The 17,964-nt window shown below is 71.2% G+C and carries 20 protein-coding genes and 1 pseudogene; 17 read left to right on the forward strand and 4 right to left on the reverse strand.

All coding sequences use genetic code 11. From position 1 onward, the window contains the following. The first annotated feature begins 63 nt into the window (after window positions 1–63). From LCY71_RS11170 to LCY71_RS11220, 11 genes and pseudogenes are all read left to right on the forward strand, one after another. The gene (locus LCY71_RS11170) at window positions 64–702 is read left to right on the forward strand and encodes an energy-coupling factor ABC transporter permease (RefSeq protein ID WP_225333225.1); all 639 of its coding nucleotides are present in this window, start codon (window positions 64–66) and stop codon (window positions 700–702) included. Continuing rightward, window positions 702–1,001 carry a PDGLE domain-containing protein gene (locus tag LCY71_RS11175; protein ID WP_225333226.1) on the forward strand — a complete coding sequence of 100 codons (300 nt, stop codon included), beginning with the start codon at window positions 702–704 and terminating at the stop codon, window positions 999–1,001. The genes LCY71_RS11170 and LCY71_RS11175 overlap by 1 nt, the downstream gene beginning before the upstream one ends. 1 nt (window position 1,002) lies before the next feature. Continuing rightward, window positions 1,003–1,794 (forward strand): cobalt ECF transporter T component CbiQ, encoded by a 792-nt coding sequence (gene cbiQ, locus LCY71_RS11180; protein WP_225333227.1) that lies wholly within the window; start codon window positions 1,003–1,005, stop codon window positions 1,792–1,794. Continuing rightward, the gene (locus LCY71_RS11185) at window positions 1,791–2,576 is read left to right on the forward strand and encodes an energy-coupling factor ABC transporter ATP-binding protein (protein ID WP_225333228.1); all 786 of its coding nucleotides are present in this window, start codon (window positions 1,791–1,793) and stop codon (window positions 2,574–2,576) included. Before cbiQ ends, LCY71_RS11185 begins: the two co-directional genes overlap by 4 nt. A gap of 259 nt (window positions 2,577–2,835) precedes the next feature. Beyond that, window positions 2,836–3,279 (forward strand): urease subunit beta, encoded by a 444-nt coding sequence (locus LCY71_RS11190; protein WP_225333229.1) that lies wholly within the window; start codon window positions 2,836–2,838, stop codon window positions 3,277–3,279. Further along, the gene (ureC, locus tag LCY71_RS11195) at window positions 3,276–5,033 is read left to right on the forward strand and encodes an urease subunit alpha (protein ID WP_225333230.1); all 1,758 of its coding nucleotides are present in this window, start codon (window positions 3,276–3,278) and stop codon (window positions 5,031–5,033) included. The genes LCY71_RS11190 and ureC overlap by 4 nt, the downstream gene beginning before the upstream one ends. Window positions 5,034–5,035: 2 nt before the next feature. Beyond that, entirely contained in the window at window positions 5,036–5,392 is a 357-nt protein-coding gene (locus LCY71_RS11200; RefSeq protein ID WP_225333231.1) for an urease subunit gamma, read from the forward strand. Then, the gene (gene ureG / locus LCY71_RS11205; protein ID WP_225333232.1) at window positions 5,389–6,012 is read left to right on the forward strand and encodes an urease accessory protein UreG; all 624 of its coding nucleotides are present in this window, start codon (window positions 5,389–5,391) and stop codon (window positions 6,010–6,012) included. Before LCY71_RS11200 ends, ureG begins: the two co-directional genes overlap by 4 nt. Continuing rightward, complete coding sequence (ureD, locus tag LCY71_RS11210; RefSeq protein ID WP_225333233.1) at window positions 6,012–6,965, forward strand: urease accessory protein UreD; 954 nt, start codon at window positions 6,012–6,014, stop codon at window positions 6,963–6,965. Before ureG ends, ureD begins: the two co-directional genes overlap by 1 nt. Further along, on the forward strand, window positions 6,965–7,570 hold the full coding sequence (locus LCY71_RS11215) for an urease accessory protein UreE (RefSeq protein ID WP_225333234.1): 606 nt from the start codon (window positions 6,965–6,967) through the stop codon (window positions 7,568–7,570). The genes ureD and LCY71_RS11215 overlap by 1 nt, the downstream gene beginning before the upstream one ends. Beyond that, a pseudogene (locus tag LCY71_RS11220) lies at window positions 7,567–8,258 on the forward strand (urease accessory protein UreF). The gene LCY71_RS11215 and the pseudogene LCY71_RS11220 overlap by 4 nt, the downstream one beginning before the upstream one ends. Before the next feature lie 28 nt (window positions 8,259–8,286). Here the strand turns inward: LCY71_RS11220 and LCY71_RS11225 are convergent. Beyond that, entirely contained in the window at window positions 8,287–9,288 is a 1,002-nt protein-coding gene (locus LCY71_RS11225) for a DUF368 domain-containing protein (RefSeq protein WP_225333235.1), read from the reverse strand. A gap of 115 nt (window positions 9,289–9,403) precedes the next feature. Here LCY71_RS11225 and LCY71_RS11230 point away from each other — a divergent pair, with 115 nt between their 5' ends. The 3 genes from LCY71_RS11230 to LCY71_RS11240 all read left to right on the forward strand — a co-directional run bounded on the left by LCY71_RS11230 (window position 9,404) and on the right by LCY71_RS11240 (window position 13,140). Next, window positions 9,404–10,498 carry a M20 family metallopeptidase gene (locus tag LCY71_RS11230; RefSeq protein WP_225333236.1) on the forward strand — a complete coding sequence of 365 codons (1,095 nt, stop codon included), beginning with the start codon at window positions 9,404–9,406 and terminating at the stop codon, window positions 10,496–10,498. An 80-nt stretch (window positions 10,499–10,578) separates the two neighbouring features. Continuing rightward, window positions 10,579–12,075 (forward strand): carboxypeptidase M32, encoded by a 1,497-nt coding sequence (locus tag LCY71_RS11235; protein ID WP_225333237.1) that lies wholly within the window; start codon window positions 10,579–10,581, stop codon window positions 12,073–12,075. Between the two features lie 99 nt (window positions 12,076–12,174). Beyond that, window positions 12,175–13,140 carry a methyl-accepting chemotaxis protein gene (locus LCY71_RS11240; protein ID WP_225333238.1) on the forward strand — a complete coding sequence of 322 codons (966 nt, stop codon included), beginning with the start codon at window positions 12,175–12,177 and terminating at the stop codon, window positions 13,138–13,140. Window positions 13,141–13,199: 59 nt separating this feature from the next. Here LCY71_RS11240 and LCY71_RS11245 read toward each other — a convergent pair whose 3' ends face one another. Then, the gene (locus LCY71_RS11245; RefSeq protein WP_225333239.1) at window positions 13,200–14,003 is read right to left on the reverse strand and encodes a cupredoxin domain-containing protein; all 804 of its coding nucleotides are present in this window, start codon (window positions 14,001–14,003) and stop codon (window positions 13,200–13,202) included. Between the two features lie 189 nt (window positions 14,004–14,192). On the opposite strand from LCY71_RS11245, the gene ubaA reads away from it, so the two are divergent. After that, window positions 14,193–15,002: an SAMP-activating enzyme E1 gene (gene ubaA / locus LCY71_RS11250; RefSeq protein ID WP_225333240.1), complete on the forward strand. Its 810-nt coding sequence runs from the start codon at window positions 14,193–14,195 to the stop codon at window positions 15,000–15,002. Here ubaA and LCY71_RS11255 read toward each other — a convergent pair. After that, window positions 14,972–15,934: a cobalamin-binding protein gene (locus LCY71_RS11255; protein WP_225333241.1), complete on the reverse strand. Its 963-nt coding sequence runs from the start codon at window positions 15,932–15,934 to the stop codon at window positions 14,972–14,974. The two genes, ubaA and LCY71_RS11255, sit on opposite strands and share 31 nt — an antisense overlap. Before the next feature lie 186 nt (window positions 15,935–16,120). Further along, window positions 16,121–16,414, reverse strand: coding sequence for a DUF6432 family protein (locus tag LCY71_RS11260; RefSeq protein ID WP_225333242.1), 294 nt, complete (start codon window positions 16,412–16,414; stop codon window positions 16,121–16,123). Window positions 16,415–16,570: 156 nt separating this feature from the next. Here LCY71_RS11260 and LCY71_RS11265 point away from each other — a divergent pair, with 156 nt between their 5' ends. Both LCY71_RS11265 and LCY71_RS11270 read left to right on the forward strand, forming a co-directional pair. Continuing rightward, entirely contained in the window at window positions 16,571–17,515 is a 945-nt protein-coding gene (locus tag LCY71_RS11265; protein WP_225333243.1) for a DUF7093 family protein, read from the forward strand. 26 nt (window positions 17,516–17,541) lie between these two features. Continuing rightward, the gene (locus tag LCY71_RS11270; RefSeq protein ID WP_225333244.1) at window positions 17,542–17,934 is read left to right on the forward strand and encodes a DUF5611 family protein; all 393 of its coding nucleotides are present in this window, start codon (window positions 17,542–17,544) and stop codon (window positions 17,932–17,934) included. Window positions 17,935–17,964 lie beyond the last annotated feature (30 nt).

A 17,964-nucleotide genomic window follows, 5' to 3' on the forward strand; every position in this document is an offset into this window, starting at 1 on the left:
CGAAGCCCGAGTAATACTGCACTATCGAAAAGTATTATTGGCGGGCGCGGGGACGGGACGGACATGCACATTCCGGACGGCTACCTGGACCTCTCGATCGCGCTGCTGGTCGGCGCGCTCTCGGTCGCGGTCCTGAGCTACGCTGCCAGGCGCATCAACGGCGAGATTACCGATGCGCGCGCCCCGATGCTCGGCGTCGTCGCGGCGGGGATCTTCGCGGCACAGATGCTGGACTGGCCGATCCCGGGCGGGACCAGCGCCCACTTCGTCGGCGGCGCGTTCGCCGGCATCCTGCTGGGCCCGCACCTCGGGGCGCTCTGTGTGGCGACGGTCGTCACCATCCAGGCGCTAGTCTTCGGCGACGGCGGCCTCGTCGCGCTGGGGGCCAACGTGTTCAACATGGCCGTCGTCGAGGTGTACCTCGGCTACGCCGTCTACCGGCTGCTGGCCCCCTACGGCGAGTTTCGGGCGGCCTTCGCCGCCGGCTGGCTCGGCATCACGGCCGGTGCCGTGGCCGCGGCGCTGCAACTCGGGCTCTCCTCTGCCTTCCAGTACGAGGTGGTGACGACGCTGTCGATCATGGGCGTCGGCCACCTCGTCCTGGGCCTGATCGAGGGCGGGATCACCGCCGTCGTCTACCGCTACCTCGCGGAGGCTCGGCCGGACCTGCGGCCCGACGCCGCGCCCGAGGTGAGCGCCTGATGGCGCCCGACTGGCTCCCCCGCGCGCTGGCGGTCCTGCTCGTGCTGGCACTGCTCGCGCCGGTCTTCGCCTGGGCGGCCGGGCAGGTCGGCTACGCCGAGCCCCTGGAGAACGCCGCCGAGGCGACCGGCGCGACCGAACACGCAGAGAGCCTCCACGAGGGCCTGTTCCCCGACTACGGCGTCCCCGGCATGGACGCCTCCTCCGGCACGTTCGTCTCGGCCGTCGTCGGGACGGCGCTGACGCTCGCGGCCGCCGCCGGGATCGGCCGCCTGCTGGCCGACGACGACCCGAGCTAACATGTCGCGTGACCTGCTGGATCGCACCGTCGCGACGGTGGCCGACCGCGCCCGGTGGTTCCTGCTCGTCGAGGACGTCCCCGACCGCGACGGCTTCCTGCAGGCCGTCTCGCCGGGCGTCAAGCTCGCCGGGACGGTCGCGCTGGTCGCCGTCGCCGCCACCCGCCGGACGCTGCCGCCCGCCATCGCTCTGGCGGCGCTGTCGGCCGCGCTGGCGCTGGCCTCCCGGGTGCCCGCCCGGACCTTCCTCGGCCGCCTGTCCGGCCCGCCGGCGTTCGCGCTGGTCGTCGTCGCCCCCCAGGCCGTCCTGATGGGCGGCCCGCCGCTGTCCGGGACGCCCCTGTCGGCCGCCGGCGTCGAGTACGTCGCCGTCTTCGCCGTCCGGGTCGCCGCCTGCGTCGGGCTCCTCTCGGCGCTGCTGTTGACGACCCGCTTCGCCGATCTGCTGGCCGCGCTGCGCCGCCTGCGGGCCCCGCCCATCTCGGTCGCGCTGCTGTCGATCACCCACCGGTACCTGCTGGTGACCTTCGGCGAACTCGGCCGGATGGTCCGGGCGCGCCGCGGGCGGACGCTCGCCGAGCCCGACGCCCGGCGCACGTGGCGGGACTCGGGCAACTTCGTCGGCACCTTCCTGCTGCGGACGCTCGAGCGCGGCGAGCGCGTCCAGCGGGCGGCCCGCGCCCGCGGCGGCACCGGGACGCCGCCGCTCCGACAGCGCGACCCGCTCGGCCTCCCCGACGCCGCCTTCGCCGCGGTGGTCGTCGTCGCCGTCTCGGTGGTGGTCGTGGCGTGACCGCCGTCGAGGCGACGGGGCTGCGCTACGCCTACCCCGACGGGACCCTCGCCGTCGACGGAATCGACGTGACCGTCGACGACGGCGAGCGGGTCGCCCTGCTTGGCCCCAACGGGGCCGGCAAGTCGACGCTGCTCCAGCTGCTCGGCGGCCTCGTCGAGCCAGACGACGGGACGGTCCGGTACTTCGGCGAGACGACCGACGCCGACGCCGTCCGCGACCGGGTGAGCGTCCTCACGCAGGACCCCGCCGACTACCTGTTCAACCCGACCGTCCGCGAGGACCTGGCCTACGGGCCGGCCCAGCTCGACGTCCCCCGCGAGGAGGTTGACCGCCGGATCGAGCGCCTGGCCGACCGGCTGGACCTCGACGGCCTCCTCTCGAAGCCGCCCTTCCGGCTCAGCGGGGGCGAACAGCGCCGGGCCGCGCTGGCCAGCGCCCTCGCCGTCGAGCCGGACCTCCTCCTGCTCGACGAGCCGGTGAGCAACGTCGACGCGGCCAACCGCGAGGCGGTGCTCGCCCTGCTGGACGAACTGGCCGCCGAGGGCGTGACGCTCGTCGTCTCGACGCCGGACACCGAACTCGTCCCGCGCGTCGCCGACCGGGTGTCCCTGCTGGCCGCCGACGGGACGGTCGTCGCCGAGGGATCGACCCGAGAGGTGCTGACCGACGCGGACCTGCTGCGGGCCTGCGATCTCCGTCCGCCCCAGGTCGTGCGGCTGTTCGCCGACCGCGAGGACGTCCCCCTGACCGTCGACGAGGCGGCCGAGCGGCTGGACTGACGGTCGGCGACTCGCCGGCCTGCCGCTCAGTAACTCGCCAGCCCGCGAGCCGCGACTGGACGGTCAGCGACCGACGGCGTCGACCCAGCGGCATTTTTGACCGATTGTCTACTATAGCGGCGTGAAAACCTCATTAGTGAGGTATTATGGCGGCGCTATCGCGGTAATTGCGCCGAGCAGTATCGGTTTATCCCGAGTGTCCAAACCTGTCGGCGTATGTTGGACGAACGGTCGCGTCTATCGCGGGGCGTGGTACGGCATGAGTGAGGAGCTCGTCCCGGGCGAGGTGGTGCCCGGCGAAGGAACGGTGACGCTCAACGAGGGCCGGGAAACGACCGAGGTGACGGTCGGCAACGCCGGCGACCGGCCGGTGCAGGTCGGCTCGCACTTCCACTTCTTCGAGGTCAACGCGGCCCTGTCGTTCGACCGCGAGGCCGCCTTCGGGATGCGACTGAACGTCCCGGCCGGGACGGCGGTCCGGTTCGAGCCGGGCGAGCGACAGACCGTCGAACTGGTCGCCATCGGCGGCGAGCGCCGCGCCCACGGGATGAACGGGCTGGTCAACGGCAGCGTCGGCGGCGAGGGCGGCGAGGCGCTGGAGCGGGCCCGCGAGGCCGGCTTCGGCGATACGGGGACGAGCGAACAAGCGGGAGCGGACGAGGAAGCGGGCGCCAGCGGCGACCCGGAGGTGATCGAGGAATGACCCGGGAGATCGACCGCGAGGCCTACGCCGAGCTGTACGGCCCCACCGAGGGCGACAGGGTTCGGCTGGGAGACACCGAGCTGTTCGCCGAGGTCGAGCGGGACCTCCGGACGCACGGCGACGAGGCGGTCTTCGGCGGCGGGAAGACCCTCCGCGACGGCCTCGGGATGGCGCCCGACGTCACCCAGGAAGAGGGCGCGCTGGACTGGGTGATCACGAACGCGACGATAATCGACCCCGTCCTGGGGATCGTCGCGGCGGACATCGGCGTCCGCAACGGCGAGATCGCCGGGATCGGTAAGGCCGGCAACCCGGATACGATGGTCGGCGTCGACATGGTCGTCGGTCCGTCGACGGACGTCTACCCCGCCGAGGGGGAGATCGCCACCGCGGGCGGGCTGGACATCCACGTCCACTGGAACTCCGCCCAGCTCCACGAGCACGCGCTGGCCTCGGGGATCACGACGATGCTCGGCGGCGGGTACGGCGGCGGCGCGACGACCTGCACGACCGGTCCGGAGAACGTCAAGCGCCACCTGCAGGCCGCCGAGGAGTGGCCGGTCAACGTCGGCTTCTACGGCAAGGGCAACGCCTCCGATCCCGAGCCGCTGCGCGAGCAGATCGAGGCCGGTGCCTGCACCCTCAAGCTCCACGAGGACTGGGGGTCGATGCCGGAGGCCATCGACACCTGCCTCGACGTCGCCGAGGAGGAGGACGTGCAGGTGTGCATGCACACCGACACGCTCAACGAGGCCGGCTTCGTCGAGAACACCTTCGACGCCGTGGACGGCCGGACGATGCACCTGTTCCACATCGAGGGCGCGGGCGGGGGCCACGCGCCGGACATCGTGGAGATGGTCGGCGAGCCCAACATGCTACCCTCCTCGACCAACCCCTCGATGCCGTACACGGACAACACGTTCGACGAGCACCTGGACATGGTGATGGTCTGCCACCACCTGAACCCGGACGTCCCCGAGGACGTCGCCTTCGCCGAGTCCCGTGTCCGGGCCGAGACCATCGCAGCGGAGGACGTCCTCCACGACGAGGGGGCCATCTCGATGCTGACCACCGACTCCCAGGCGATGGGGCGGATGGCCGAGCTGATCCCCCGCACCTGGCAGACCGCCTCGAAGATGAAGGCTCAGCGCGGGCTCCTCCCCGAGGACGCTGACGAGCGAAGCTCGTCGAGCTCTCGTTCGTCTCCGACTCACGAGAACGAAGGAACCGGCGCGGACAACCACCGCATCAAGCGGTACCTCGCGAAGTACACGATCAACCCCGCGATCTCCGCCGGCATCGACGATTACGTCGGGACGCTCGAACCAGGAAAGATCGCCGACGTCGTGCTGTGGGACCCGGCGTTCTTCGGGATCAAGCCCGCGATGACGTTCAAGGGCGGCTTCCCGGTCCACTCGGAGATGGGCGAGGCCAACGGCTCGCTGATGACCTGCGAGCCGATCCGCCAGCGCGAGCGGGCGGGCGCCGTCGGCAAGGCCGCCCAGGGCCTCTCGTTGACGTTCGTCTCCCCGGCGGCCGCCGAGGCCGGCGTCGGCGAGGACTACGGCCTCGACTCCCGCGTCGTCCCCGTCGAGGGCGCTCGCACGCCCGGCAAGGACGACATGCTGTACAACGACTACTGCCCCGACGACGTGGAGGTCGATCCGGAGACCTTCGAGGTCCGCGTCGACGGCGAGCACGTCACCTGCGAACCGTCCTCCGAGATCCCCCTGGCACAGCGGTACATGCTCTGACCATGAAGCTCACGCCCAAGGAAGAGGAGCGACTCACGATCTTCACGGCTGCAGAGGTCGCGCGGCGCCGCGAGGAGCGCGGCGTCCTGCTGAACCACCCCGAGGCGGTCGCGTACGTCAGCGACTGGTGCATCGAGCGGGCCCGCGAGGGCCGGTCCGTCGCGGAGATCCGCGCCGGCGCGTCCCAGCTGCTGGGCCGCGACGACGTCATGGAAGGGGTCCCCGAGATGGTCGACGTGATCCAGGTCGAGCCTGTCTTCCCCGACGGGACGAAGCTCGTGACCGTCCACGACCCCATCCGATCGGACAGCGTCGGCGGGACCGACGAAGCGTCTCCCGATCGCGGCGAGGAAGCATGAGTCCGACCCACCGCGACGTGGCCACCGTCGGCGTCGGCGGCCCCGTCGGCTCGGGCAAGACCTCGCTGCTGACGGAGCTGGTCCCGCGGCTGCGCGAGGAGGGGCTGTACGTGGGCGTCATCGCCAACGACATCCTCACCCGGGAGGACGCCGAGCGGCTGCGCGAGCGGTTCGCCGGCGTCGTCCCCGAGGACCTCGTCGCCAGCGTCGAGACGGGCGCCTGCCCGCACACCGGCATCCGCGAGGACCCGTCGATGAACCTCCAGCAGATCGACGCCTTCCTCGCGGACTACCCCGACCTGGACCTCGTGCTGATCGAGAGCGGCGGGGACAACCTCGCGGCCACGTTCAACCCCGAACTGGCCGACTACTCGCTGTACGTCATCAGCGTCGCCGAGGGGGAGGACATTCCCCGCAAGCGCGGGCCGGGCGTCGTCGACTGCGACCTGCTCGTCGTCAACAAGACCGACCTCGCGCCCCACGTCGGCGCGGACCTCGCCGTCATCGAAGAGGACGCCGCCGAGGTGCGCGACGGCCCCGTCACGTTCACCGACTGCAAGTCCGGCGAGGGGATCGACGCGGTGCGGGAGCACGTCAGCGAGGGGGTGCTGTTCGCCTGATGGCCGCCGACGCCCCGGACGCCGACGGGGAGGCGCTGGACGCCCCCGACGCGGGCGGAGAGTCCGATGCCCCGCACCCGGCCTTCGAGCCGTACGCGGCCGAGCCCGTCCCGCAGGCCGCGGTGGGTGTCCCGGGCAAGGACGGGACGCTGGAGCTCACCTTCGCCAGCAACGAAGGCGGGACGAAACTCGTCCGCGACTACGCGACGGTGCCCTTCCACGTCTCGGGGACGCTCGGCCACGACCCCCACCCCGACGCATCGACGGTGTTCGTCCAGTCGCCCACCGGCGGCGTCGCGCAGGGGGATCGCCACGACGTCGACGTCGCGGTCCGCGAGGACGCCGTCGCCCACGTCTCGACGCAGAGTTCGACCAGGGTGCTCACGATGGAGCGCAACTACGCGGCCGCGGACGCGACCCTCTCCGTGGGCTCCGGCGGGCACCTCGACTACGTCCCGGAGCCGACCATCCTCCACGCCGACGCTCGGTACTACCAGAACACGACGGTCGAACTCGACCGGGACGCCACGGCCGTCGTGGCCGACGTGGTCGTGCCCGGACGGCTCGCCCGCGGGGAGCGATTCGAGTTCGAGCGGTACCTCTCGCGGGTGCGCGCAGAGGGTCCCGACGGCCTCCTGTTCGAGGACGCGACCCACCTCACGCCCGCCGAGTCCGACCCGCGAGCGCCCGGCGTCCTCGGCGAGTACGAGGTCTACGGAACGCTGTTCGTCGTCGACCCGGACGGCGACGCGGTGGACAGCGACGCCCTCCACGACGCCGTCGCCGATCGCGAGGCCCGCGCCGGCGCGACCCGACTGCCCAACGACGCCGGCGTCGCCGTGCGGGCGCTGGGCGACCGGGCAGAGACGGTGACGGACGCGCTACACGCTGCGTGGGACCGCGCGCGCCGCGAACTGATCGACGCGCCGGCGCCGGAGGGGCGGAAGTACTGATGCTCGTCGCCGACGCCTACCTCGGCCACCGCGAGGACCCCGACGTGGCCGAGCGACTGGCCGACGCCGACCCCGCACGGGTCGTCCTCTCGGACGTCGACCGCCGGCGCTCGCGCGTGCGGACGGAGACCGAGAACGGCCGCGACCTGGGCGTCGTCGTCGGCCGCGAACTCGCCGACGGCGACGTCCTCGAGACCGAGTCCGGCGAGTTCGTCGTCGTCGAACTGGCCGCCGTCGAGGCGCTCGTCGTCGAGTTCGAGGACGCCGACGTCTCGACCACGGCCGCGCTCGCACTCGGCCACGCCGCCGGTAACCGCCACTGGGACTTGGCCGTCCGCGGGGGCGAGGCGCTGTTTCCGCTGGCCGACTCCGCCGACCGGATGGAGGCCGCCCTGGCCGACCACCTGCCGGAGGACGTCGCCGTTCGCACCGAGCGCGTCCCGCCCACGACGTTCGACGACGGCGGCGCGCACGCGGGCGGTCACGACCACTCGTACGGGGACGGAGACGGCCACTCGCACGACCGCGGCGGCGGTCACAGCCACTCTCACGGCCACGCCCACGACCACGGCATCCGCACCGTCGACGGGGGTGACGACGCGTGAGCGACGACGCCGCCGAACTAGAGGCGTTCCGCCTCGCCGACTCGTTCCTGCCAGTCGGGACCTACACCGTCTCCTACGGGCTGGAGCAGTTCGTCCAGGACGGGCGCGTCGAGGATGCCGAGGACCTCGGAGACCTGCTTTCGACGTACCTCCGCCGGCAGGTCGGGGCGTCGGAACTGGTCGCGCTGCGGGCGGCCCACGCCGCGGCGCGCGAGGGGGACCTGGAGGGGATCTGCGCGGCCGACCGCCGGCTCGACGCGGCGACCCTGGCCGCCGAGTTCCGCGAGAGCGCCCGCCAGTCCGGCGACCGACTTCTCTCGCTCCAGCGGGAGCTCCGGGACGAGCCGCTGCTGGACGAGTACGCCGAGCGAGTCGACGACGGCGACGCGCCGGGCACCTACGCGGTCGCGCTGGGCGTCGCGACGGGGCTCGCCGGCGTCGACGAGCGGCGGGCGTGCCTGCTGTGCTGTCACGGATTCGTCACCGGACTGCTCGGAGCCGCCCAGCGCCTGCTGTCGCTCGGCCACACCGACGCCCAGCGGATCCTCGACGACTGCAAGCCGGCGATGGCGGCCGCCGTCGACGACAGCGCCGGCCGGTCGCTCGACGACGTGACGCCGTTCGCGCCGCTGGTGGACGTGCTCTCGGCCGACATGAGCGGGCCGACAGACGGCTGTTCCTGAGCTAGATCGTCCCCGAAGTAGTCGGACCCCGGATCAGGCCGTCTCCAGGTCGATGTCGACGGCGAAGTAGTCCAGCACGAGGACGACGGCCGCGCCGACGGCGGCCGCGGCGGCGAACGCGACGATCGTGTCCGTCGTCCACGCGATGCCGCGCGTGCCGATCCGGTCGACGGGCGCCCGGAGCGCGCCGACGACCAGCGCCACGAGGAAGGAAAGCGTCGCGCCGCGATTGGCGTCGAGCGCGCGCCGCACCACGCGCGCGATGGTGAACAGCCCGACCAGCCCGCCGAGGACGAAGGTCACGACGACGGTGCCGTGGTCGACGAGGTCGGCGGTCGCGCCGCCGGTCACCGCAGCGCCGAGGGCGTCGATGAACGCGTGTAGCGTCTCGGACATCCGCGTGTACTGGCCGAGTATCACGAGGATGAGCGCGCCGGAGAGCCCGGGGAGGATCATCGCGCTGACCGCCAGCGCGCCCCCGACGAAGACCAGCGCGAGCCCGCCGCCGCCGAGGAGGCTGGCCTGTCCGGCGGCGACGAACGCCGCGGCGAACCCGGCGACGGCGGCGGCGATCTCGTCGGCCCGCCGAATGCTGATCGCACGCAGCAGGATCACGGCGGAGGCGCCGATGAGCCCGAAGAAGACGCCGAACAGGAGGACCGGATACCGCTCGTCGGCCCAGTCGACGACCCCCGTCACCGTGACCAGCGCGGCGACGATACCGACCAGCAGCGCGAGCAGGAACCAGCCGTCGACCTCGTCGAAGATCCCGATCGCCCGGTCGACGTCGATCCCGCCGTCGACCGGCGCGAGCGCTCGCAGGAATCCCCCGACGCGACTTGGCGTGACGGCCGAGACGCCGGCGATCAGGCGCTCGTAGACGCCCGCGATGAGGGCGATGGTGCCGCCGGAGACGCCCGGGACGGCGTCGGCCGTCCCCATGCACAGGCCGACGAGGAAGGTGGTCAGCCACTCACGCAGGGGCGGTACCGACTCGCTCAGGCTCAACGTTCGCTCGCCGTCGGCCGTGGTCATTACCTCACCGTACTGCTATCGGCGTCATGGTTCTTGTGGAGTCGGGGGCGTGCGTCCGGCGGACGCGGCCTGCCAGTCCGGACAGCCTTTAGTCGACGCCGCCCGCCCTGGGAGTATGGACGTCGCGGACCTGACGCGGGAACTGGTCGCGATTCCCAGCCACGACGACGAGACGGCCGCCGGCGACTACGTGGAGGAGTGGCTCCGGGAGCACACCGACGCCGCTGTCGAGCGCGACGAGCACGGCAACGTCTTCGCGCGCAGGGGCGCGGGCGAGGCGTCGCTCGCGCTCGCCGGCCACCACGACGTGGTCCCGCCCGACGCGTCCCAGGTCGTGGGCGGTTCAGTCGAGCCCGAGAGCGACTACGTCCTGGAGGAGCGCGACGGCCGCCTCTACGGCCGCGGCACGGCCGACATGAAGGGCTGTCTGGCGGCGGCGATGTGCGCGTTCCGCGACGCCGACCCCGACGACCTGGACTGCGAACTCGTCTTCGCCTCCTTCGTCGAGGAGGAGGACGGGGCACTGGGCTCGGAGAAGGCCGTCGAGGACGGGTTCGCACCCGACTACGCCGTCGTCGGCGAGGGATCGACGGGCTACTCCGCCGCGGGCGTCACAGACGTCGCCGTCGCCCACAAGGGCCGGCGCGGGAGCACGATCACCGCCCGCGGGACCGCCGCCCACGCCAGCGAGGCCGAGGAAGGCGAGAACGCCGTCTACGCCGCGACCGACGCGATCGAACTCCTCCGCGAGATGGAGGTCCCCGAGACGGAGGTGCTGGGCCACGAACTCGAGGGCAGCGTCGTCGTCACCGAGATCGAGGGCGGATCGGCCTGGAACGTCGTCCCCGAGCGCTGCGAGATCACCGTCGACGAGCGGACGGTCCCCGGCGAGCGCGCGCCCCTGGAGTGGGTCGAGACCTACGAGGCCGTCGAGTGGACGGTCGATCAGGACCTCGAACCGATGGCCTGCGGCGACGCCGACTTCGCCGAGCTCGCGCTGGACGTCGCCGCCGCGGAACAGGCCGGCGATCCCGAGCACGTCGTCAAGCCCCACGCGACCGACGCGGGCAACCTCGCCGAGGCCGGCACCGACTGCCTGGTGATCGGCGCGGCCGAGCCGGGGGAGGCTCACACCGCCGACGAGTCCGTCTCGATGGACGTCCTCGACCGGTGTTTCCGGATCTACCGGGGAATCGCGGAGTCGCTGTGAGCCGGCGGCGCGGCGGCGGTCGGCCGGAGTCGGTCACCGGTAACGCGGGGTTTTAGCCGGGCCCGGCCGTCCCGTGGGACATGGCCACGCAGGAGGCGACTGACGTCTACGAGGAGTTCGAGGACCACGTCCGGCGGCTGACCTACGTCGGCGACGCGGCCGGGATCCTCCAGTGGGACCAGGAGGTCATGATGCCCGAAGGGGGAACGCCGGCCCGCTCGAAGCAGACGTCGGCGCTGTCGACGCTGAAACACGACCTGCTCACCGACGACCGGCTGGGCGAGTGGCTCGACGAACTGGAGGGCAACGACCTCGACCCCGAGCGCGAGGCGGTCGTCCGGGAGGTCCGCCGGGACCACGAGCGGGCGGTGCGCGTCCCGAGCGACCTCGTCGAGCGCATCTCGGAGACCACGTCCAACGCCCTGCCCGTCTGGAAGCAGGCCCGCGAAGCGGACGACTTCGACGCCTTCGCCGACACGCTCGAGGAGATCGTCCAGCTCAAGCGCGAGTACGCGGAGGCCATCGATCCCGACCGGGACCCGTACGAGGTGCTGTTCGAGGACTACGAGCCGTACCTCGGCCTCGACACGGCCGAGCGCGTGCTGGAGCGGCTGCGGGACGAGCTGGTGCCGCTGATCGACGACATCCAGGACAGCGACGTCGAACTGGCCGACCCGTTCTCCGGGAGCTACGACGAGGGCGCCCAGGAGGAACTGGTCCGTGAGGCGCTCGACTACCTCGGCTACGACTGGGACCGCGGCCGCCTCGACACGGCGCCGCATCCCTTCTCCTCGGGGACGCAGTTCGACGCCCGCGTCACCACGCGGTTCGACCCCGAGGACCCGCTGGACGCGCTGGGGTCGACGATCCACGAGTTCGGCCACGCCACCTACACGCAGGGGCTCCCGCGCGAGGAGTACGGCACGCCGCTGGGCGACTCGCGCGACCTCTCGGTCCACGAGTCCCAGTCGCGGCTCTGGGAGAACCACGTCGGCCGGTCGCAGCCCTTCTTCGAGGGCTTCGCGCCGACGATCGAGGACCGCCTCGGCGTCTCGGCCGACCCGCGTGCGCTCTACGAGGCCGCCAACACCGTCCACCCTGACAACCTGATCCGGGTCGAGGCCGACGAGCTGACCTACCACATGCACATCGTCCTGCGGTTCGAGATCGAGCGCGACCTGATCCACGGGGACCTCGACGTCGCGGAGGTGCCGCAGGTGTGGAACGACAGGATGGAGGAGTACCTCGGAGTGCGCCCGGACACGGACGCCGAGGGCTGCCTGCAGGACATCCACTGGACCCACGGCTCGTTCGGCTACTTCCCGACCTACTCGCTCGGATCGGTGCTGGCCGCGCAGCTGTTCGCCGCGGCGGCAGACGAGTTGGACGACGTCGACGGGCGGGTCCGCGACGGCGAGTTCGACCCGCTCCGGGAGTGGCTCGTCGAGAACGTCCACCGCCACGGCGCCCGGTACACCACCGACGAACTGATCCGCGAGGCCACCGGCGAGGACTTCACGGCGGACTACTTCCTCGACTACGCCGACGGGAAGTACCGGTCGCTGTACGACGCCTGACGCCGGCCATCGCCGACCGCCTGCGGCGCCCCCAGTTCTCGCGTCTGATACTGTTAGGTACTGGGTTTTATACGGTTCACCCGGAAGCCGGGCACACCAATGGCCGACAGCGAACTGGGGACCGACGGGCTGGCCGACGACCGCGCGGACGACGCCCTCCGGGAGAGCGTCGAACAGGACATCGACGAACGGGCGGGCTACGACAGCGAGGCGGCGAGCGAGATCCAGACCTCGATCGCGGAGCTCCAGGCCTCCTCCGAGGACATCGCGGCGGAGACGGCCGACATCCGCGAACTGGCCGCCGAGCAGTACGACGGCATGACCCGGGTCGCAGAGGAGGTGTCGAACCTCTCGGCAGCCGTCGAGGAGATCGCCTCCTCCTCCGAGCAGGTCTCCGCCGCCAGCGAACAGGCCCGCGAACTCGCCGAGACGGGCCAGGCCAACACCGAGGACGTCCACGACGCGATGGAGTCCATTCAGGCGGCCGCCGAGAGCGTCGCCAGCGACGTCCGGACCATTCAGGACGGCGTCGGGGAGATCGACGAGATCGTCGAGGTGATCAACGACATCGCCGATCAGACCAACATGCTGGCGCTGAACGCCTCGATCGAGGCCGCCCGCGCAGGCGAGGCCGGAGAGGGCTTCGCCGTCGTCGCCGACGAGGTCAAGAGCCTCGCCGAGCAGGCCCAGTCCGAGGCCGGCGAGATAGAGGAGATGGTCGGCCGCATCCAGGGTGACACCGAGAACGCCGTCGAGAGCCTGGAAGAGTCCAACGAGGTGATCGAGACCGGCATCGAGTCGGTCTCGGAGTCAGTGAACATCCTCGACGAGATCGAGGACGCCGTCCGCGAGGTCAACGACGGCATCGAGGAGGTCGCCACGGCCACCGACCAGCAGGCCGCCTCCACCGAGGAGGTCGCCAGCATGGTCGACCAGGCCACCGACGCCGCCGAGGACATCGCCGAGTCCACTGCTGAAATCGCGGACGAGGTCGACGACCAGACGCGCCAGATCAGCGACGTCAACCACGCCGTCGACGACCTCGTGGCCGACTGGCAGGGCTAATCGAGCGCGCCGGAGCGGCAGAGAAAGCGAGCGTCAGATCGACTGACGCGGCAGGTGTGCTACTCCTCGACCGGTTCGAGCAGGAGCCGTTTGTTCTCCTGTGCGATCTCGTCCCAGCTCACCGAGCCCTGCTCCTGGATGTTCTCGGGGGCCAGCGCCTCGTCGCTCAGGACCAGTCCCGACGTGTACTCGGGCGGGCGGGCCTCCTCGCCGCCGGGTGCCTCGCCGATCGGGTTCGCGCCCGGGCCGCTGGCCTCGCCGACGACGATACGGCCCGACATGCCGAACACCTCGTGGGGAGCGCAGGTGAAGTCGTGGACGCCCTCCTCCTCGAAGGTGTACAGCCAGTAGTCCCCGGCCGCGAGGATCGGCGAGGAGAACGGCGGCACGCCGTCGGGGACGCGCTGGGTGTAGCCGAACGCGGGGTGGAAGGCGTTGACGTTGTGGTGGGGCGTCGCCACGTTGAACTTGACCGTGTCCCCGGGCTCGATGGCCAGCCCCGTCGGTTCGAAGTAGAACTCCGGGAGGTCGCCGCGTCCCTCGACGAACGTGAACTCGAGGTTGATCGTGTGGTCGGGCTCCACCGGCGGCTCCTCGTCGGACGAGGTCCCGACGTACCCGAATCGCGATCCGATCTCCGGTTCGTCAGCGGTCTGTGTGCTCTGAGTCATCGTGTCCGTCTCCGCGTCGGTCTGGGTGCTGGTCGCCGTCGCGCCGGACCCGCCGCTGTCGCCGAGGCAACCGGCGACGGCGGCCGCTCCGGCGGTGCCGATCGTCGCGATGAGGTCCCGTCGCCTCGTCGCGAGCGACGCGAGGTCGGGGCAGTCCGCCCCGTCCGTCGGATCCGTTCCGTCTTCAGTCATCCGCTCGGTCGATGAATTCCCTCCTACAAAGGAATTTCTAAAGCCGTAAGCTTAACCGAACATATTACGTCCCGTATTTTAATATTTCATTACACTTTTTATAGCCGTTAGGGTGCGTGACGGAGCACTACGATTTGTTCGGGTCAGGACAGTCGCGCCGCTTTTGGCGTTCGGTCGCCAGACTCCGGTATGGCCGACCTCGACCCGGAGCAACTCGACCGCTACTCGCGCCACGTCATCATGGACGACGTGGGGCCGGAGGGGCAGGCGGCGCTGCTGGACGCGCGGGTGCTCGTCGTCGGCGCCGGCGGTCTGGGTGCGCCCGTCCTCCAGTACCTCGCCGCCGCCGGCGTGGGGACGCTGGGAATCGTCGACGACGACGTCGTCGAGCGCTCGAACCTCCAGCGCCAGGTGATCCACGGCGACGCCGACGTGGGCCGCCCGAAGGTCGACAGCGCCCGCGAGTTCGTCGCGGACCTGAACCCAGACGTGACTGTCGAGACCCACGAGGCGCGCCTGGACGCCGACAACGCCGACGACCTGATCGCCGACTACGACCTCGTGGTCGACGCCTCCGACAACTTCGCCACGCGCTTTCTGGTCAGCGACGCCTGCACGCTCGCCGGCGTTCCCTTCTCCCACGGCGCCATCTACCGCTTCGAGGGCCAGGTCACCACCTTCTCCGGCGACGGCCCCTGCTACCGCTGCCTGTTTCCCGAGGCGCCGCCTGAGGGCGCCGTCCCGGACTGCGCCGAGGCGGGCGTGCTGGGCGTGCTTCCCGGCACGATCGGCAACATTCAGGCGACGGAGGTCGTGAAACTGATCCTCGGCGAGGGCGAGACGCTGGAGGGCCGCCTGCTGGTCTACGACGCCTCCGGGATGTCATTCGAGGAAGTGCCCGTCGCGCCGCGGTCGGACTGCCCGGTCTGCGGCGACGAGCCCGCTATCGACGCCGTCGCCGAGGCGTCCTACGAGGGGCGCTGCTCGCTGTCCGATTGACGGTTCGTTTTACGCTTCGATTCCGCTTCCGCCGTCGCCAGCCGCTCGACCACGCCGTCGGGCGGCGACTCGAACAGGTCCGGGTGGACGATCCCGGCGAGGGACTCCAGCGTGTCGACCAGCCGCGGGCCCGACCGGTTGACGTAGTGGTGGCCGTCCATCAGATAGACCCGCCCCTCCCGCACCGCAGTCAGGTCGTCCCACCCCGGCCGCTCCGTGAGGTCGGTCAGGTTCTCGCGGGTCTGTTCGAGGTCGAACCCGCAGGGCGCGACGGCGAGCACGTCGGGGTCGTACTCCCGTACCTCGTCCCACCCGCGCGGGCGCGAGTGCGCGCCCGTCGACTCCATGCCGTACTCGCCGCCGGCCAGGTCGACCATCTCCGGGACCCAGTGGCCGGCGACCATCACTGGATCGATCCAGTCCAGCACCGCCGCGCTCGGGCGCTCCTCGGCCGCCGCCGCCCGCGCCTCGACGGCGTCGACCCGCTCTCGCAGGTCGGCCACCAGTTCGGCCGCCCGCTCCGCTCGGTCCACGGCGTCGCCGATCCGCCGGATCGACGCGAACAGGTCGTCGAGACTGTGGACATCGAGCGTCAGCACTGCCGCGTCGAGCCCCAGGTCGTCGACGGCCTGCTCGACCACGACCTCGTCGACCGCGCAGACGTCGCAGACCCCCTGCGTGACGATCAGGTCCGGATCCAGCTCGGCCAGCCGGTCCTCGTGGATGCCGTAGACCCCCTCGCCGCGCTCCGCCTCGGCCACCTGCTCGTTGATCTCGGCGCTTCCCGCGTCGGGGTCGATCCGGGCGTAGTTGACCGCCGGCAGGTCCGCCGCCTCGGGCGGGTGGTCGCACTCGTGAGACGTTCCCACGGGCTCGACGCCGAGGGCGTAAACGATCTCCGTGGCCGAGGGCAGAAGCGTGACGACGCGCATACCCCCGCTTGTCCCCGTGTCTCCGTAAACGCAGCGGGGCGGGAAAGCGGTCCTACCCGAGGTGCCGCGCCCGAGAGCGGTCCCGCGCTCGATCGCTGACCTGTTTGCGTCGGCGGCTCTCGTAACGCTGCTCGGAGTACCGAGCTTTCCGGACGCGGCCGACCGCGCCGGCGAGCATCGCCTCGATTAGCGCCCGAACCGGCGCTTGATCGCGTCGAACAGCGACGCCTCGTCGTCGGTCTCGTCGGGCCCGACGACCCGTTCCTCCGGAAGGATGACGGTCCGCTCCGTCTCGTTGGTCACCTCGATCAGGTCGTCCTCCTTCAGGTTCGCGAGGGCGTCCTCCAGCGAGTCGATGTCGACGTCGACGTGGGACCGGAGCTCGAGGACCGTCAGTCCCTCCTCCGGCCGGTCGGCGAGCGCGTCGAGGATGGCGACCTCCGTGTCCGGCCGGTCGCGGAACTCCGCCTTCGCTTTCATACGTGTCACGTACTCTCGGCCCACTCTTGTGCTTGTCCCTCGGGTCGGGGAGTAAGTGCGCCGCGCGCTGGATCCGCCCGACGGCGCGACCGCGTTCCCGCCGTCCACCCGTCCCAAGCAGTAGGCTTATGTGCGGTAGGGAGCCATCACGTGACAATGAGTCTCAAGTGTTCCGTCCTCGGTCACTCGTTCGGCGAGACGGAGGTCGAGCGAGACCGGGAGGAGCAGGGCAGCGAGGTGGTCATCACGATCCGCGAGGTCGAGACCTGCGAGCGGTGCGGGACCGAGCGCACCGTCTCGGAGAACAAGGAGGTCACCGCCATCGAGACGCCGGACGACGGCGTCGTCGGCGGCCCGGCCGACGACGCGGACGAGCCGGCGGACGCGAGCGCGGCGACGGACGACGGCGGCGAGACGGCCGGGGCGGAGTCGGACGAGGCGGCCGTCGACGAACCGACCGACGACGGGGCGGCGGAGATCGTCGACGGCGAGCCGGCCGACGAGTCCGGCGGCGACGGGGACGCCGAACCCGCGGTCGCCGCCGACGCCGCGGCTGAGGCCAGCGGTTCCGACGGCGACGCCGCGGACCCGGACGCCGCGCCCGGCGGTGCGTCCGCCGCCGACGCCCCCGACCCCGACCAGGGCGCGGAGATTATCGACGCCGAGGACGACGAGCCCGTCGAGCCCGTCGACGACGAACTCGCAGACCCCTCGGTGGGCGAGCCCGAGCCGTCGGACGAGCCCGAGCCCGACCCGGCCGAGGCCGACGACGCGGTGTTCATCGACGACGCGGACGACGAGGACGACGATCGGGACGACCGCGCACCCGGCGAGTGGCCCGACGAGGGCGACGAGGACGACGGGGGCGACGGGGAGTGGACGCCGGACGTCGGGACGGGGGAGCCGGCCGAGGGCCCCGAGATTCGCAACTCCAGCGGCGTGTCCGTGACGGTGCCCGAGGGGCAGTTCCGGTGTCCGGAATGCGACTACACCACGCCCGTCGAATCGTCGTCGCTGCGGGCCGGTGACTTCTGTCCGGAGTGTCACCGCGGGAGCCTGGTCAACGAGCCGGTCCCGGAGGACGGAACGCGAAAAGAGTAAGGCTGGTCCCCTGCAACCCATCGCTCATGCGAGAGTACAAGATGCGCCGGGGCGAGCACCTCGAGGACCGCGTCCCAGACATGGAGGCGTTCATCGAGGAGTACTTCGGGGAGATCACGGGGACCGAGGAGTACAACGACACGGAGCTGTTCGTCGTCGCCGATCCCGACAACCCCGCCTTCGATCGCGTCGTCGCTGGAACCGTCGAGTACAGCAGCAAGAAGGACAAGCTCGCGCTGGACATCGAGGAACGTCCCGCCGAGGAGGTCATCGCCGAAGGGCACGTCGAGGCCGCCGAGGACGCCGTCAACGCCAAGAACGACTTCCTCGAGGAGGCGACCGGCCGCGACGCAAAGGCGCGCCGCGACTCGATGAAGCGCTCCGTCGAGGACGACGCCGAGACGCCGGACAACGTCTGATCGCCCGTCTTCTGCGGTACTCGTCACCCG

It is taken from the genome of Halomicrobium urmianum (assembly GCF_020217425.1).
GTDB lineage: Archaea > Halobacteriota > Halobacteria > Halobacteriales > Haloarculaceae > Halomicrobium > Halomicrobium urmianum.